Below are 12,690 nucleotides of genomic sequence, written 5' to 3'. Positions count from 1 at the left end.
CTGCCGTAAGTTTTGCCCGAGCTGAAACTCCCTGCCAAAGGTCTGCGATGTCTTACGCCCATTCAGCTCGGATAGTCTTCGCCAACATGCTCGGCACTCTGGATCACCTAGTCGGCAAGGCCGAAGAAGCGGGGATGGCGCATGATGTGCTCGCGCAGAAACTTACCGAGGACATGTTTCCCCTGGAGTTGCAGTTTCGCGTCGCACTCAATCAGGTGCTGTTGGCACTTAATCAAGTCGCTGGAAAAACAGTTCCGCTCGAAGAGGTCCCATACCAGTCGCTCGGGGAGGTTCGCGAACGGATTGCCGCGGTTCGCTCGAAGGTCGATCAGGTCGACCCCACGGAATGGGCGGAACCAGATGCTGTCGTCGATCTGACATTGCCGAACGGCGTCCGCTTTTTGATGTCGTCGGAAGATGACATCCAAGACTGGATCATGCCGAACTTCTATTTCCACGTGACAATGGCATACGCGCTGCTGCGCAATGCGGGGTTGGGCGTGGGCAAGATGGATTTCTTACCGCATATGGCTCGGCATAAGGTACCGAACGCCGAGTAAACGCCGGCCGCCTTCTCAAGTCCGTTTTCCACCATTGCAGACATGAGGCGCACTGCTACCAGCATGCGATGAAATACCTAGTACTGACGATGCGATTGCCTGAGTTCGATCCGCAGATCATTCCCGCGCATTACCGGTTCTTGGACGATCTGCGCGATCGGTCTCTTCTGGAGCAAGCCGGGCCGTTCACTGACAGAAGCGGAGGGGCGTACGTCCTCCACGCTGGTAGTCTCGAGGAAGCGCAAAGCTTAGCAAAACAAGATCCGCTGGCGCTACGAAACTGCTCGAAGGTTGCGGTTCATGAATGGGATGCGAGTTAACAAGCGTCCGCTTTCCACCCATTGCCAACTTTGGACGTGACAGGCACACTCTCATGAGGGGCTGCGATGTTCGAACCTGGCATGAAAATGCACCGAGTGCGGCTGACTCGCGACGGCGAGGACGCTGGCACGTTTATCATGCCCGCCTTTGACGTGGATGATGCTGTTGCACGGGCCAAGGCAACAGCCGCGGAGACTAAGGACCAAGACCCGACTTACGACAATCCGTTCGAAAATCTGGAGGGACTAGAGGCTTGGGTCGGCACGATCAGCTAATGGCAGTTTTCCACCCAAACCGGTCAGTTTCTCGGTTCAGCATTTCGGGGGGTTTCCTCCGATTTGGAGTCTAGGTTCACCGGTCCCCAACTCCTCGCGTCTATCGCCCTCGGGCTCACCTCACAGGACCCTTTCATGTTCAATACTATTGCCGGCGTTCGCGGGCTCATTCTCGCCGTCGTCTTCCTTGGATTCTTGAGTTCGCTGGTGATCGGCGCGGAGTTCGACCTGGTCGCCGCATCTGGCCCCAGCGACAACCGGACCCAGAGACTCGAGCTCGAAGAGCTTTTGACACTGAGCGGGATCTTCTCACTATTGCTCGCGGCGCTTGCATGTTTCGGCGGTCGCTTCGCGCTGAGCGAGCGCCGCACAAGATCGACAGTGGAGCGTGTGGCGTATCTCGACCCTCTGACCAGTCTTCCAAATCGCCGATTGTTCGATGAGAGACTGTCGGAAGCCCTAGCGGACCGTCGCGCAGGGATAGCTTGCGCTGTCTTGCTGATCGATCTCGATCACTTCAAAAAGGTCAACGATACGCTCGGGCACGCAGCTGGCGATGCGCTTCTGGGCGAAGTTGGCCGCCGGATCAGATCGGTGGCCCCTGCCATTAATGATTGTGCACGACTGGGTGGTGACGAGTTCGCTCTGATCCTCAGGGGCAACGACGCGCACGAATTCACGGCCAGAGGTATTGCATTGCAACTTTGGGAGCAGATCGGCCGCGTCGTCGAATTTAGGGGCGAGGTGTTGAAACCCTCGGCCAGTATTGGCATCGCCTTTGCAACCGACGGCTCCACCCGCTCAAGCGAACTGCTCGAGGCGGCTGACCAGGACATGTATCGAAATAAGCGATCAGCCCGAAGCCGGATCGCGGCTTAACGCCGGCTTTCCTGCCGTTCCGGGGCACGAGCCGAGGGTCCGCTTTCGACCCATTGCGGACGCTCATCGGATTGCTGAATAAGATGTCAATGAAAGCCGTCCTCCTCGTCCTCGGAATTTTCGCAGTGCTCATGGGATTGCTCTGGATCGGGCAAGGCACTGGGCTAGTGAACTGGCCCGCCTCCAGCTTCATGATCGATCAGCGCCCCTGGGTTACACGCGGCGCTGTCCTCTCGCTGGTTGGCATTGTCCTGATCGCGGTCTTACGCCGACGCAGATAAATTGTCTGCGAGGCAGCAGCGTCCGCTTTCGACCCAAAGCAGACATTCGCCGTTTTGCGCCAAGTAGTGCTAGCGTCGTTGCGCGAGCGTTTCAAAGTTCGCATCGAGGGGGAAATCTGCAATGGCCAATCAACGACTCTTGTCTTGGGCTTTGATCGCATTCGGGGCGATCTTTTGCCTCGTCTATCCATTGGCGATGGTTTGGCCCAGTGGGTGGGCGTGGCACGAAGGCAGCCCCGCTACGAACGACTATTTCCTGATGATTGTGGGAATATACGCGACGCTTGGCGTGTTCCTCATGCGAGCGGCGAGAGATCCGGCCGCGAATGCGTCGCTTATCTGGTTCACGGTGTGGTCAAGCGTCGTCCACGCAGGCGTGATGGCGTACGAGGCGATGCGCACGCCGATGCAGGGTGGGCACCTTTTTGGCGATGTTCCAGCGCTTCTTCTAGTCGCGCTTGTCCTGGGCCTACTAATGTCGAGAACTGATCAGGCAGGCAGCCGGACCACAGCTTGAATTCGACATCAATAATGAGCGGGCGTGCAAGGGAACTTGCGCGCCCCTCGACCCGCGATTCTGCTTTCGACCCAAAGCTGCCACTAGCCACTAGCCGCTAGATCGTCTGGGGAGTTGGGGCGCCGCGGCGCAAGCCAAGAAATTTGGGTAGACGCCGGATCGTGCGTGTGGTGATCCCGAACCATGCCCGCTTCGCATGTGCCACCCAGCGCAATCGCCTCCCTTTCCGACAAAGAATTGGAAGTCCTGCACTTGCTGGCGATGGGCCATACAGGGAAGTCGATTGCCGCTCGCTTGGGTCAATCAGAAGCTTCGATAAACGAGCGTCTGCGCGACGCTCGGCGGAAAACGGGAGTCGGTAGCAGCCGTGAACTCGCCCGCATCGTGGATGACCAGAAAATCTGGGACAAAAATACTGATCTATCCCGCTCACGTACGTCGACCGACGATCCGGCGCAGCCCGACGACCGCAGTCGGACAACGTCGAAAGGATTGATCATGATCGTAGTACCAATAGCCATCGCCGCAATCGCGATGGCCGTCGCCAATTCTCCGCAAAATGAGCAACGCTCGGAGATCGCCCAGGCAAACGCGCCGGACCAGCTGCCGCTGGTCGGGAAGTGGTCGTTGGATGTCTCGCGTATACCCGCCGACGAGCGGCCACGCAGCGTTACGCTCGATTTTCGTCTCTCAGCGGATCAATGGACAGGTCAGAGCGAAATTGTAGCCGCTGACGGCTCCCGCCAGCACGCCGAAGCAACCGGGCCGGCAGATGGCACCCCCGTGCCGGTCACCGGCAACATGACCTTCGCCGACAAAGTTTCGATGCGCCAGCCGGCGCCGAACACTCTGGTGCTGACGTTCACCAAAAACGGCGATCCTGTTTCGACCCGAGTCTACACGATCGAAGAGAATCGGAAATCGATGAAGGAAACCATCATTTGGGCAGGCAATGTCACGCCGCGGATGGTGACCACCTATTTCAAACGCATCGGATGATACGACCAATGATTTAAGGGGCGGTGGCTCACGGCTCGGCCCCTTACTTTCGTCAACGAAAGTCATCATTCCTGCCCCTGAGGTAGCGGCGGCTTTCGACCCATTGCGGACATTAGTCCGCAGTGTAGGATCATCGTCCTAGGTAGCGTTCAGGGGGGTGTATTGCGTATTAAATGGTTGGGTGTCGCCGCGGGTCTGCTCACCTGGAGTGGATCGGCACAAGCTGCTGGTTTGGTCGGGTATTGTCACGCGGCCGTCGGGTCAGCTTATTACTTCACTGAAGTCATAGAATTGCCGGAGAACACCGAATACGTCTCCGTTCACCTTCGTTATGAAAGATTTGTCGAAGACCGCGTAGGTAAGACCCCTTGGGATTCACGGTGCGACGGATTTGAGACGAGGGAAGAGGCTGAGCGAATGCGCTCGGAATATCTTGGCAACCTAGCGCAAAGCGGGAAGTCAGTAACGTTCCTCACGAATTTCCCGCCGGATCCGGGTCAGGCAAGTTCAAGTGCCACCTCTCGGAGCCGAGGGTCGGCGCTCAAGACGACGAACAGCGCCTCAGTTCCGCATGGCCAGTTGGCCAAGCCGAAGAAGACTAATGCTCAGGCAGATTCTGAATTTGCGATTGCGCAAGCCGAATACGAGAAGCAGTTGGTCGCACAAGAGAAGCAGGTCGAGGAATACAAGCGGGCGCAAGAGGAAGTTGCACGCAAGAAGCAGGAGCAGAAGGCGGCGGCAGAGCAAGCGGCGGCGGATTATCAGCGTCAGTTGGAGGCGCATGCCCGGACGGTCCGTAACCAGCAACTCGAATACCAGAAGCAAGTGGCCAAACCTGTGGGCGTGCCGAACGCAGTGTACCGCGGCTTCTGGGCGCCTGATTGTGACGCCGCTCGCAAGAGCGCGACACTAGGCGCCGGAACCTCCACAACCACCCGCTTCAAGGAAGTGACCAGCGAAGCTGGCAGCAACGGCTGCATCGTCCAGGGCTGGTGGTGGAACGTAGCCGGGGGAGGCACCGCGACGCGGCAGTAAGTCGGCTGGGATGTCTGCTTCGACCAAGAGCAGCATGATGAGTTAAGGGGCTTCCCTACAAAGCTGATCGACAACCTGCGGGTGCAGACCCTCCGTGCGCCCGTCGGGAAGGCTCGAGACTGCAAGCGACGTCACTACGTCAGATCCGCGCTCGAGCAGGAGATGCACAGGACATTTGTTGGCTATTGCCAGCAGCCGCTCAGCTTGCTCCGGCGTCACCGACCCGAGCTGAAGCACGCGCTCGAAGCGATCGCGTGCTTCGGCAGACCCCTTGCGGTGACTGATGCGAACACTGAACGGTCCGAGGCACCAGCCCTTTTTTTCGGCATAGAAGCGCATGGTGATCAATGTGCACGAGCCAAGCGCCGCGCAGAGAAGGTCGAAGGGGTTCGGGCCAGAGCCCAGGCCACCGAATTGCAAAGGCTCGTCGATTATCATCTGATGATCGCCCGAACTGGCGCGAACCTGAAATCGGCCGGCGCCGGTTTCCTCGACCAAGACAGCGTCTTCAGCTGTGATCACGTAAGTCTCCTGTGTCGTAAGGGAGTTTTTAGATTACCTGGCTGGCTGGCCTCGCAACGAGCCTGTTCTAGGCGGAATCGCCTTCGATGAAGGCGAGAATATCCGCGTTGATGATGTCGGGATGGCTCGTCGGCATCCCATGCGGCAGGCCATTGTAGGTCTTGAGTGTGCTATCCTTCAGGAGCTTGACCGCAAGAGGGGCCGAAGCGGTGTAGGGGACGACCTGATCGTCCTCGCTATGCATGACCAGAACAGGAACGTCGATTGCCCTCAGGTCCTCCGTAAGGTCCGTTTCGGAGAAGACCCGAATGCAATCGTGATGTGCTTTGATCCCTCCCATCATGCCCTGTCGCCACCAGTTGCGAATGGCGCCCTCGCTCGGCTTCGCGTCGGGGCGGTTGAAGCCGTAGAATGGCCCGGATGCGATCTCGAGATACGTCTGTGCGCGATTGGCCGACACGGCTTTGCGGTATCCGTCGAACACTTCGATCGGCAGGCCGCCCGGATTGCTGTCCTTGCGGATCATGACGGGGGTGATGGCGTTGATCAGCACGGCCATCGCAACGCGGCCCGGTTCTGCCCGTGCCACGTAGCGCGCCACTTCGCCGCCGCCCGTCGAATGGCCGATATGGATCGCGCGCTTGAGATCAAGCGCACGCGCGAGCTCGATCACATCAGCCGCGTAGGTGTCCATGTCGTTGCCCGTATCGGTCTGGGTGGAGCGACCGTGTCCGCGCCGGTCGTGGGCAATCACCCGGAAACCCCGTCCCAGGAAAAACATCATCTGGTTGTCCCACTCGTCGGCGCTGAGCGGCCAGCCGTGATGGAAGACGATGACCGGGGCATCCTTGGACCCCCAGTCCTTGTAGAAGAGCTCGGTGCCGTCCCGCATGGTGATCGTGGTCATGGAAGGTCTCCGTCTGGCGCCGGATAAGGAGCTGCCCCGGCTGCGGCGCGCGTCAGCGGGTGCTGAAGGTGCGAATTCCGCGGCGATCTCTCACGCCGTTGCGAGGGGCTCGATCCCGTTGGTCGGGCGGGCGGTCCTGAGGTCGAAGACCTCGCCGACCATCTCCTCGCTCTTGGCCCAGAGGGCCCGCGCGAGGTCCGGATCAAGCGCGTAAGGCCGGACGCCCGGGCTTCCGAAACCAATGATCTCGTCGGTGATTACCGGGGAGACCTGGCAGTCCTCGCAATATCGTCCGCCAACTTGATCGGCCTCGGCGACAAGTCCGGCCCAAAGCGTCGTGGCAGCGCCCTCCCGGGGCGTTTTCCACTCGTACGCAGGCTTTCCCTCCCGGGCGAGATCGGCATTGATGCCGTCCATGAGCTGCTGAAGGCGGTCACTGCCCATGTGGCGCGAAAGCTCGGTCCGGATTCCGCCTGGGTGAACCGCTGTCGCGCGCAGGCCGAGCGAGCGGTACCGGCGATCGAACTCGACCGCGAAGAGAATGTTGGCGGTCTTCGAGCGGCCGTAGGCGAGGAACGGCTCATAGGCGCTGCGTTCGAAGTTCGGATCGTCGAGGCTGACGGTGGAAAAGCGATGGCCTGAGGACGCGAGCACCACTAGGCGCGAACCGCGACGCATGAGAGGTGCGATGCCGTTCACGAAGGCGAAGTGACCGAGGTGGTTGGTCCCGAACTGGGTCTCGAAGCCGTCGGCCGTGAGACCGAAGGGCGTCGCCATGACCCCAGCGTTGGCAATGACCAGGTCGAGCGGCTTGCCATCGCTGCGCAGTGCCTCCGCGGCCCGCCGCACATCCGCCAAGTCGGCAAGATCGAGCTCGACAAGCTCGAGGGCGGAGTCGCTCATGCCGATCCGGGTGAGAGCGTTGCGCGCCTTGGTCATGTCTCGCGCTGTGCCGACGACTTCGGCTCCATGGGCGACGAGGGCGCGGGCGGTCTCGAGGCCGAGGCCGGCCGACACGCCCGTCACCAGGACCCGCTTACCGGCAAGGTCCCTGCCCGCGAGGACATCGTCAGTCGTGGAGGTTGCTCCGAACTTCTTGCTCATGATGTTTCTCCTGTGGCCGCCAGACGGGTGCCGGCAAGCGGATGGGAACCCGGCTATTCTCACGCGTCACTCGACGAAGGCCGCGCCTGATCGGCCGGCGTCGACCTTCACCAAATCTTGATGGCAATCTTTCCCCGCTGCCGGGGGGCGCCGTTGGTGCCGAGCACGGCGTCGTAGGCGAGCCCGAGGTCTTCGAGCGCGAAGGCTCGGGGATCGAGGCGAGGCGAAAGCTTGCCCGTCTCAACGAGCTTTCGCGCTTCGTCGAGGATGTCGCCGAAATGTTCCCGGCCCTCGTCCGCGATGAGCGGTTGCAGAGTGAAGACGCCCGAGTAGGTGGCCTGCTTGAACGACAGGGGCGCGAGCTTGTGCGTCCCCCAGCCGAGGCAGCTCACGACATGCCCGAAGCGGCGGACGGCCTCGAACGAGGCATCCAGCACGGGACCGCCGACCGTGTCATAGACGAGGTCGAAGCCCTGCCCGTCGGTGTGCTCTGCGACATAGCTCGCGACGTCCCTCTTCGCGTCGATGGCGACCGCGCCCATTGCGCGGACGTAATCGAGGTCGTCGCCGAAGTCGGTCGCAAAGACCTTCGCTCCGCGAGCGAGGGCGATCTGCACGGCGACCTGCCCGACGCCCCCCGCGCCGCCCTGGATAAGCACGGTCTGCCCCGCCTTCACCTGCGCGCGGTCGACCAAGCCCTCCCACGCAGTGATCACCACCAGCGGAAGCACCGAGGCTGCCTGCATCGACAGCGACGCGGGCTTCCTGGCGAGCAGCCGCGCATCGAAGGCACCATATTGCGCGTGCGATCCCTGCAGCCCGCCGACGCCTCCGGCGAAGCCGTAGACGGTGTCGCCGACCTGGAAGCGGTCGATGCCGGCCCCAAGGGCGACGACGGTTCCGGCCAGGTCCATGCCGAGGGTCGCCGGCAGGGGTTGCCGCGCGTGAGGGGCCTGTCCTGACCTGATCTTCGTGTCCAAGGGGTTCGTCCCGCTCGCCTCGATCCGGACGAGGACCTGACCTGGCGCAGGCTCGGGGCGGGCCCGCTCGCGCAGCATGAAGGGGCCATTCTCCTCCTCGACTACGGCGGCGATCATCGATGTTGTCAGCATGGCTTGAACTCCTGATGGGACAGGAGATGGGCCCATTCTGGTTTGACATGAACTCGCGAAAGTCGCACCGAGTCCATTCACTTTTGAATGGATCGATGGTGTCTGACCCACCGATCGAATGGAGTGATCTGAGGGTCTTTCTCGCGATCGCGCGGGAGGGAACCCTCGGCGGTGCCGGCCGTCGGCTGAAGCAGTCGCAGCCGACGATGGGGCGGCGCTTGCGGGCGCTGGAGGACGCGGTCGGCGCGACGCTGTTCCAGCGCTCCGCGGCAGGACATGTTCTGACCGACGAAGGGGAGATCCTGCTCCGTCATGCCGAGGGCATGGAGGCGGAAGCGCTGGCCTTGGCGCGCGAACTCACGGGCCGGAGCGGAGCGCTCGAAGGTATGCTGCGCCTGACCTGCTCAGACTGGTTCGGACGGATCATGGTGGCGCCGATCCTGGCGGAATTCGCGCATCTTCACCCCGCCGTGATCGTGGAGACGCTCACCGACGCCCGGATCTACAGCCTCGCCCGCCGCGAGGCCGACCTCGTCATCCGCATCGCCGCCTTCGACGAGCCGGAAGTGATCGCGCGAAGGCTGATCACCGTGCCCTATGCTGTCTACGCAAGGCGCGGGCAGTGGGCGCCAGTCCCGGGCGATGGCCAAGGCTGCCCATTGATCGTGATGGACACCGCCTTTGGAGGAATGCCGGACGTCTCCTGGCTGACGCGGATCCTGCCGAACGCGCATGTCGCCATGCGCAGCAATAGTCGCGACATGCAGGCGCAGCTATGTGCGCTTGGCGCGGGGCTCGCTGTCCTCCCCAAAGCGCTTGGCGAAGCGACGGCCGGGATCGAAGTGGTGGATCTCGGCTCGGATCCCCCGAGCCGCGACAACTGGCTTGGCTTCCACAGGGATCTCAAGCGGCTGCCCCGACTCCGAGCCTTGGTGGACCTGTTGGTCGAGCGCCTTCAAGATGATTGATGGCTCCATGCGGCAATCTGGGTAGCCGCCTGACGAGCGATCCGCAGCGTAACAGACAGGCGCGGCAAGCCAGCACCTGCTCCGAAGCCACGAGCGTCGGCTCTCCGGCAGTGCTCACCCAAAAGCAGTCGTTCCGCTTTCCACCAAGTACCGACTTTATCCGATGCTGAACGAAGGTCTGCTTCTGGGTTAAGCCGGTTGCGGGCTGAACGGGTGCAAAGAGGAATTGCGGACGGGTAGGTCACGTGCGGGGGCACGCACTGAACGGTGTCATACGATACCTGTTATCGTGCCAATCTAGAGCGGCAGATCAGGAATTGCTGCGCCCCGGCGGCGGCGCTTGCGCAATGAGCTGTTGAATGGTCCAGCTGCCAGCATCGGGCCGACTTCGGAGGATTGCGATAACCTCAGCAACTTGCTCATCGGTCGGGACCAACTCCGCCGGGCTTTCCCACCACCAGCCCAACAGTATCAATGTGAGCCAGAACGGTTTCTGCGTCGCGACTTCGTGTCTAGTTGGAACGTAGCACCCATCTTGCATCAGACCGGCTCGGGCGTTGCCCTTGATGAGGTCGATGATGAGCTGCTCGGGCACGCCGAAGTGGTCATTGGACTCTACTTTGTCAGACAATTTCATTCTCCTCGGTGACGACACCAGAGGAGTTCCTTCGGTCATTCGACTGGGCTGCGCGCTGATGTCCGCTTTCGACCCATTGCGGACATTCAAAGAAGCTTCTGGTATGCCGCTGATGAGGCTGCTCGGGGGGGGGGCGTGGCATCGCAGGCGCGACGTATCACTGAACATTCCCAGGAATATCGCCGCGACGTTGGAACGGTCGGGGTGGTCTTCCTAGTAGTTAATGGTCTGATCGGATCTGGCATTTTTGCTTTGCCAGAAGTTCTCCACCGGGCAGTCGGGACGTTCGCTCCCTGGCTAATGCTCTTGGGCGCTATGTTGATGGCCAGCGTGTTTTTCTGCTTTGCTAGTCTAGCCAGATTGACCGACCGTTCGGGCGGTCCGCAGCGGTTCGTTACAGATGCCTTCGGTCGTTTCCCTGGGTTTCAAGTCGGCTGGCTCTTCTATTTCGGACGGATGGTCGCGCACGCGGCGAACGTTACAGTCTTGGTTTCCTACGCCGCTGCCTTTTGGCCTGTTCTCGGCGTAGGCTTGGCGCGGTCGTGCGCGATCGTCGTCATCATCGGCGTAGTGACCGTGCTGAATGTGGTTGGAATGAAGCGCGCCGTGTCGGTCTTAGGCGCCCTGACGCTGTTCAAACTTGCACCGCTTGTGTTGCTCGCTGGCCTGGTGCTGGTCGCGAACCCCTCGATGGAGCCGGTCGCCTTGCCTCAATTCACAGCTGTCCAAGGCGTGGCGTTAGCGGCGCTCTATGCTTTCATAGGCTGTGAAAATGCGACCATCGCGGCGGGTGAAACGAAGAATCCGATAAGGTCGGTTCCGCGTGCCCTCCTCATTAGCCTAGCAATCGTCGGCATGGTCTATTTCGGGCTACAATTTGCTTACTCCAATTCACCGGTAGCTGGCACGGGCTCCGAGACTCCACTTGCTGCCCTCGCCGGCCATTATGCGGGAGACGTCGGCGCGCTCCTCATCGGGGCGACCGTCATCGTGTCGGTGCTAGGCAACTCCGTAGCGGGTCACACCGTCGCTAGCCGGATTACGGCTGCCTTGTCCGAAGACCGCCTCATCCCCCAGTGGTTCGGGCACGTTTCACGTTGGCGGACGCCGGCGAACTCGATCGTCTTCTTCGGATTGGGAGCGCTCCTGTTCGCGCTCACCGGCACTTTCGTCGCTTTGGCGATCAGCGCCACGCTCGCCCGGCTTCTCGGGTATATCGCGTCAATCGGCGCCCTCCCCCGCCTGCGCATCCTGGCAGGACTTGAGGCATTTACGCTGCGGCTTGGGGCCGCCGCCGGGGTCGCCCTCTCCCTTTGCATCTGGGCAGCTTTCCAGTCGAGCCGTGAACAGTGGACTCTTATTGCTGCGTTCCTCTCCGCCGGCACCGTCCTGTTCTTTATCGCGCGGTACTCGCCGACCGCCGCGCCGGACGTCGAAACCTGATGTCCGCTTTCCTTCCATTCCCGCCGCTCTGAACTAGCTGCAGTTTCCGACCCATTCCTGCCACTACAGGCATCGGTTGGGCAGGCGTGGCGGCCGTGTTAGTTATGATCTGGTTTCGCGCTTGGGAGACCCTGACATGCTGGTGTCCTTGATCGCTGCGGCGTTTGCGGCGGTATCGCCAACGAACTTCTGCATCCTCTCCGCTGAAGAGCAAGGGACGGGACTGGCCATCGTGAAGCCGGACGGGCAGCTTTTGGCGCGGGTCGAGGTTGGTTCCTGGCCGCACGAAGTAGAGGTGAGCCCGGATGGTCGAACTGCTTACGTTTCGCAGTTTGGGATCACGGACTATGATAGCCGCATCGGAACGCCGGGTGACCATGTCAGCCGGATAGACTTAGCGTCAGCCCGGGAGACGGGACGCTACAGGTTACCCTCAGCCTTGCGGGCGCCACACGGCGTCAAACTGCGCCCTTCCACTGACGAGTTGTTCGTCAACGCAGAAGCCGGTGGCGATACGATGCTCGTTTATGACGCCGGTAGCCGTCGGCTGCTGCGCACTTTCCCGCTGGACAAAGGATCGCACAACTTCGTCTTCTCCCCCAACGGGCGCTTCGTTTATGTCTTCGCGGGGACGGAGGGTGTGGCGAAATACGATGCTCTGACTGGCAGGAGGATCGCCAAGCAGACGTTCGAAACGCCGGTGCGCGGTCTGCGTGTGGCTCCCACCGGAATGATTGCAGCGGCGAACAAAGGCGAGGTCACTCTGCTCGACGCTGACGATCTAAAGGTCCGGCAGCGATTGCCAGCGCCAGTTGCGAGCCAACTGATTTACCTCGAAGCGCTTCCCGGCGGCACAATCGTTGCTCCATCGCTCGTGGATAACGGGGTCATCTGGTTCGAACGAGGTAAACCAGCCCGTTTAGTCCCGACAGGCAAGGGTGCACTCAATGTTCGCTTGGCTCCAGACGGGCGCCTCTATGTCGCTAATGTCGACGACGACCATCTGACCGTATTGAACACGGACGGTTCGATCATCGGACAGGTGGGACACGGCATTGCGGGGCCCAACGGTCTGGCCTTTGGTGTATGCCCGCTGTCGAGCGCCGAACGCGGTTAGGGCCTAGCGTCAG

At 61.2% G+C, this 12,690-nt stretch carries 16 protein-coding genes; 11 read left to right on the top strand and 5 right to left on the bottom strand.

Annotation, left to right across the window (positions count from 1 at the left end; all coding sequences use genetic code 11):
- The first annotated feature begins 47 nt into the window (after positions 1 to 47).
- The 8 genes from ACMC5O_RS11305 to ACMC5O_RS11270 all read left to right on the top strand — a co-directional run bounded on the left by ACMC5O_RS11305 (position 48) and on the right by ACMC5O_RS11270 (position 4,867).
- Entirely contained in the window at positions 48 to 560 is a 513-nt protein-coding gene (locus ACMC5O_RS11305) for a DUF1993 domain-containing protein (protein ID WP_426692876.1), read from the top strand.
- A 68-nt stretch (positions 561 to 628) separates the two neighbouring features.
- A complete protein-coding gene (locus tag ACMC5O_RS11300; protein ID WP_187708697.1) occupies positions 629 to 880 on the top strand; it encodes a YciI family protein in 252 nt (83 codons plus the stop codon).
- Positions 881 to 946: 66 nt separating this feature from the next.
- On the top strand, positions 947 to 1,156 hold the full coding sequence (locus ACMC5O_RS11295; RefSeq protein WP_187708698.1) for a hypothetical protein: 210 nt from the start codon (positions 947 to 949) through the stop codon (positions 1,154 to 1,156).
- Between the two features lie 195 nt (positions 1,157 to 1,351).
- Positions 1,352 to 2,035 (top strand): GGDEF domain-containing protein, encoded by a 684-nt coding sequence (locus ACMC5O_RS11290; protein ID WP_187708699.1) that lies wholly within the window; start codon positions 1,352 to 1,354, stop codon positions 2,033 to 2,035.
- 89 nt (positions 2,036 to 2,124) lie between these two features.
- Positions 2,125 to 2,316 (top strand): hypothetical protein, encoded by a 192-nt coding sequence (locus ACMC5O_RS11285; RefSeq protein WP_187708700.1) that lies wholly within the window; start codon positions 2,125 to 2,127, stop codon positions 2,314 to 2,316.
- 121 nt (positions 2,317 to 2,437) lie between these two features.
- Positions 2,438 to 2,833: a DUF6632 domain-containing protein gene (locus ACMC5O_RS11280; RefSeq protein WP_187708701.1), complete on the top strand. Its 396-nt coding sequence runs from the start codon at positions 2,438 to 2,440 to the stop codon at positions 2,831 to 2,833.
- 183 nt (positions 2,834 to 3,016) lie between these two features.
- A complete protein-coding gene (locus ACMC5O_RS11275; protein ID WP_187708702.1) occupies positions 3,017 to 3,832 on the top strand; it encodes a helix-turn-helix transcriptional regulator in 816 nt (271 codons plus the stop codon).
- Positions 3,833 to 4,411: 579 nt separating this feature from the next.
- Positions 4,412 to 4,867: a hypothetical protein gene (locus ACMC5O_RS11270; RefSeq protein ID WP_246444252.1), complete on the top strand. Its 456-nt coding sequence runs from the start codon at positions 4,412 to 4,414 to the stop codon at positions 4,865 to 4,867.
- 42 nt (positions 4,868 to 4,909) lie between these two features.
- Here the strand turns inward: ACMC5O_RS11270 and ACMC5O_RS11265 are convergent, their stop codons facing one another.
- From ACMC5O_RS11265 to ACMC5O_RS11250, 4 genes are all read right to left on the bottom strand, one after another.
- The gene (locus ACMC5O_RS11265; protein ID WP_426692875.1) at positions 4,910 to 5,389 is read right to left on the bottom strand and encodes an OsmC family protein; all 480 of its coding nucleotides are present in this window, start codon (positions 5,387 to 5,389) and stop codon (positions 4,910 to 4,912) included.
- Positions 5,390 to 5,456: 67 nt separating this feature from the next.
- Positions 5,457 to 6,296, bottom strand: coding sequence for an alpha/beta fold hydrolase (locus tag ACMC5O_RS11260; protein WP_426692874.1), 840 nt, complete (start codon positions 6,294 to 6,296; stop codon positions 5,457 to 5,459).
- Positions 6,297 to 6,386: 90 nt separating this feature from the next.
- Positions 6,387 to 7,400: an SDR family NAD(P)-dependent oxidoreductase gene (locus ACMC5O_RS11255; RefSeq protein WP_187708704.1), complete on the bottom strand. Its 1,014-nt coding sequence runs from the start codon at positions 7,398 to 7,400 to the stop codon at positions 6,387 to 6,389.
- A gap of 107 nt (positions 7,401 to 7,507) precedes the next feature.
- Complete coding sequence (locus tag ACMC5O_RS11250) at positions 7,508 to 8,512, bottom strand: zinc-dependent alcohol dehydrogenase family protein (protein ID WP_426692873.1); 1,005 nt, start codon at positions 8,510 to 8,512, stop codon at positions 7,508 to 7,510.
- 95 nt (positions 8,513 to 8,607) lie between these two features.
- Between ACMC5O_RS11250 and ACMC5O_RS11245 the strand changes: the two genes are divergently transcribed.
- A complete protein-coding gene (locus ACMC5O_RS11245) occupies positions 8,608 to 9,480 on the top strand; it encodes a LysR family transcriptional regulator (RefSeq protein WP_426692872.1) in 873 nt (290 codons plus the stop codon).
- 310 nt (positions 9,481 to 9,790) lie between these two features.
- On the opposite strand, the gene ACMC5O_RS11240 is transcribed toward ACMC5O_RS11245, so the two are convergent.
- The gene (locus ACMC5O_RS11240; protein WP_222949863.1) at positions 9,791 to 10,111 is read right to left on the bottom strand and encodes a hypothetical protein; all 321 of its coding nucleotides are present in this window, start codon (positions 10,109 to 10,111) and stop codon (positions 9,791 to 9,793) included.
- A gap of 141 nt (positions 10,112 to 10,252) precedes the next feature.
- Here ACMC5O_RS11240 and ACMC5O_RS11235 point away from each other — a divergent pair, with 141 nt between their 5' ends.
- Positions 10,253 to 11,560: an APC family permease gene (locus ACMC5O_RS11235; protein ID WP_222949864.1), complete on the top strand. Its 1,308-nt coding sequence runs from the start codon at positions 10,253 to 10,255 to the stop codon at positions 11,558 to 11,560.
- A 136-nt stretch (positions 11,561 to 11,696) separates the two neighbouring features.
- On the top strand, positions 11,697 to 12,677 hold the full coding sequence (locus ACMC5O_RS11230) for a hypothetical protein (RefSeq protein WP_426692871.1): 981 nt from the start codon (positions 11,697 to 11,699) through the stop codon (positions 12,675 to 12,677).
- The last annotated feature ends 13 nt before the right edge of the window (positions 12,678 to 12,690 follow it).

The sequence above is a fragment of the Sphingomonas sediminicola genome (genome assembly GCF_049991885.1).
Lineage (GTDB): Bacteria > Pseudomonadota > Alphaproteobacteria > Sphingomonadales > Sphingomonadaceae > Sphingomicrobium > Sphingomicrobium sediminicola.
Note: the sequence above shows the minus strand (reverse complement) of the source record. Positions and strands in the feature narration are given on the sequence as shown.

Excerpts from the sequence above, each read along its gene's own strand:
- ACMC5O_RS11230 (WP_426692871.1), top strand. The coding sequence starts at position 11,697 with ATGCTGGTGTCCTTGATCGCTGCGGCGTTTGCGGCGGTATCGCCAACG.
- ACMC5O_RS11280 (WP_187708701.1), top strand. The coding sequence starts at position 2,438 with ATGGCCAATCAACGACTCTTGTCTTGGGCTTTGATCGCATTCGGGGCG.
- ACMC5O_RS11275 (WP_187708702.1), top strand. The coding sequence starts at position 3,017 with ATGCCCGCTTCGCATGTGCCACCCAGCGCAATCGCCTCCCTTTCCGAC.
- ACMC5O_RS11285 (WP_187708700.1), top strand. The coding sequence starts at position 2,125 with ATGAAAGCCGTCCTCCTCGTCCTCGGAATTTTCGCAGTGCTCATGGGA.
- ACMC5O_RS11300 (WP_187708697.1), top strand. The coding sequence starts at position 629 with ATGAAATACCTAGTACTGACGATGCGATTGCCTGAGTTCGATCCGCAG.
- ACMC5O_RS11295 (WP_187708698.1), top strand. The coding sequence starts at position 947 with ATGTTCGAACCTGGCATGAAAATGCACCGAGTGCGGCTGACTCGCGAC.
- ACMC5O_RS11305 (WP_426692876.1), top strand. The coding sequence starts at position 48 with ATGTCTTACGCCCATTCAGCTCGGATAGTCTTCGCCAACATGCTCGGC.
- ACMC5O_RS11255 (WP_187708704.1), bottom strand. The coding sequence starts at position 7,400 with ATGAGCAAGAAGTTCGGAGCAACCTCCACGACTGACGATGTCCTCGCG.
- ACMC5O_RS11250 (WP_426692873.1), bottom strand. The coding sequence starts at position 8,512 with ATGCTGACAACATCGATGATCGCCGCCGTAGTCGAGGAGGAGAATGGC.
- ACMC5O_RS11245 (WP_426692872.1), top strand. The coding sequence starts at position 8,608 with ATGGTGTCTGACCCACCGATCGAATGGAGTGATCTGAGGGTCTTTCTC.
- ACMC5O_RS11260 (WP_426692874.1), bottom strand. The coding sequence starts at position 6,296 with ATGACCACGATCACCATGCGGGACGGCACCGAGCTCTTCTACAAGGAC.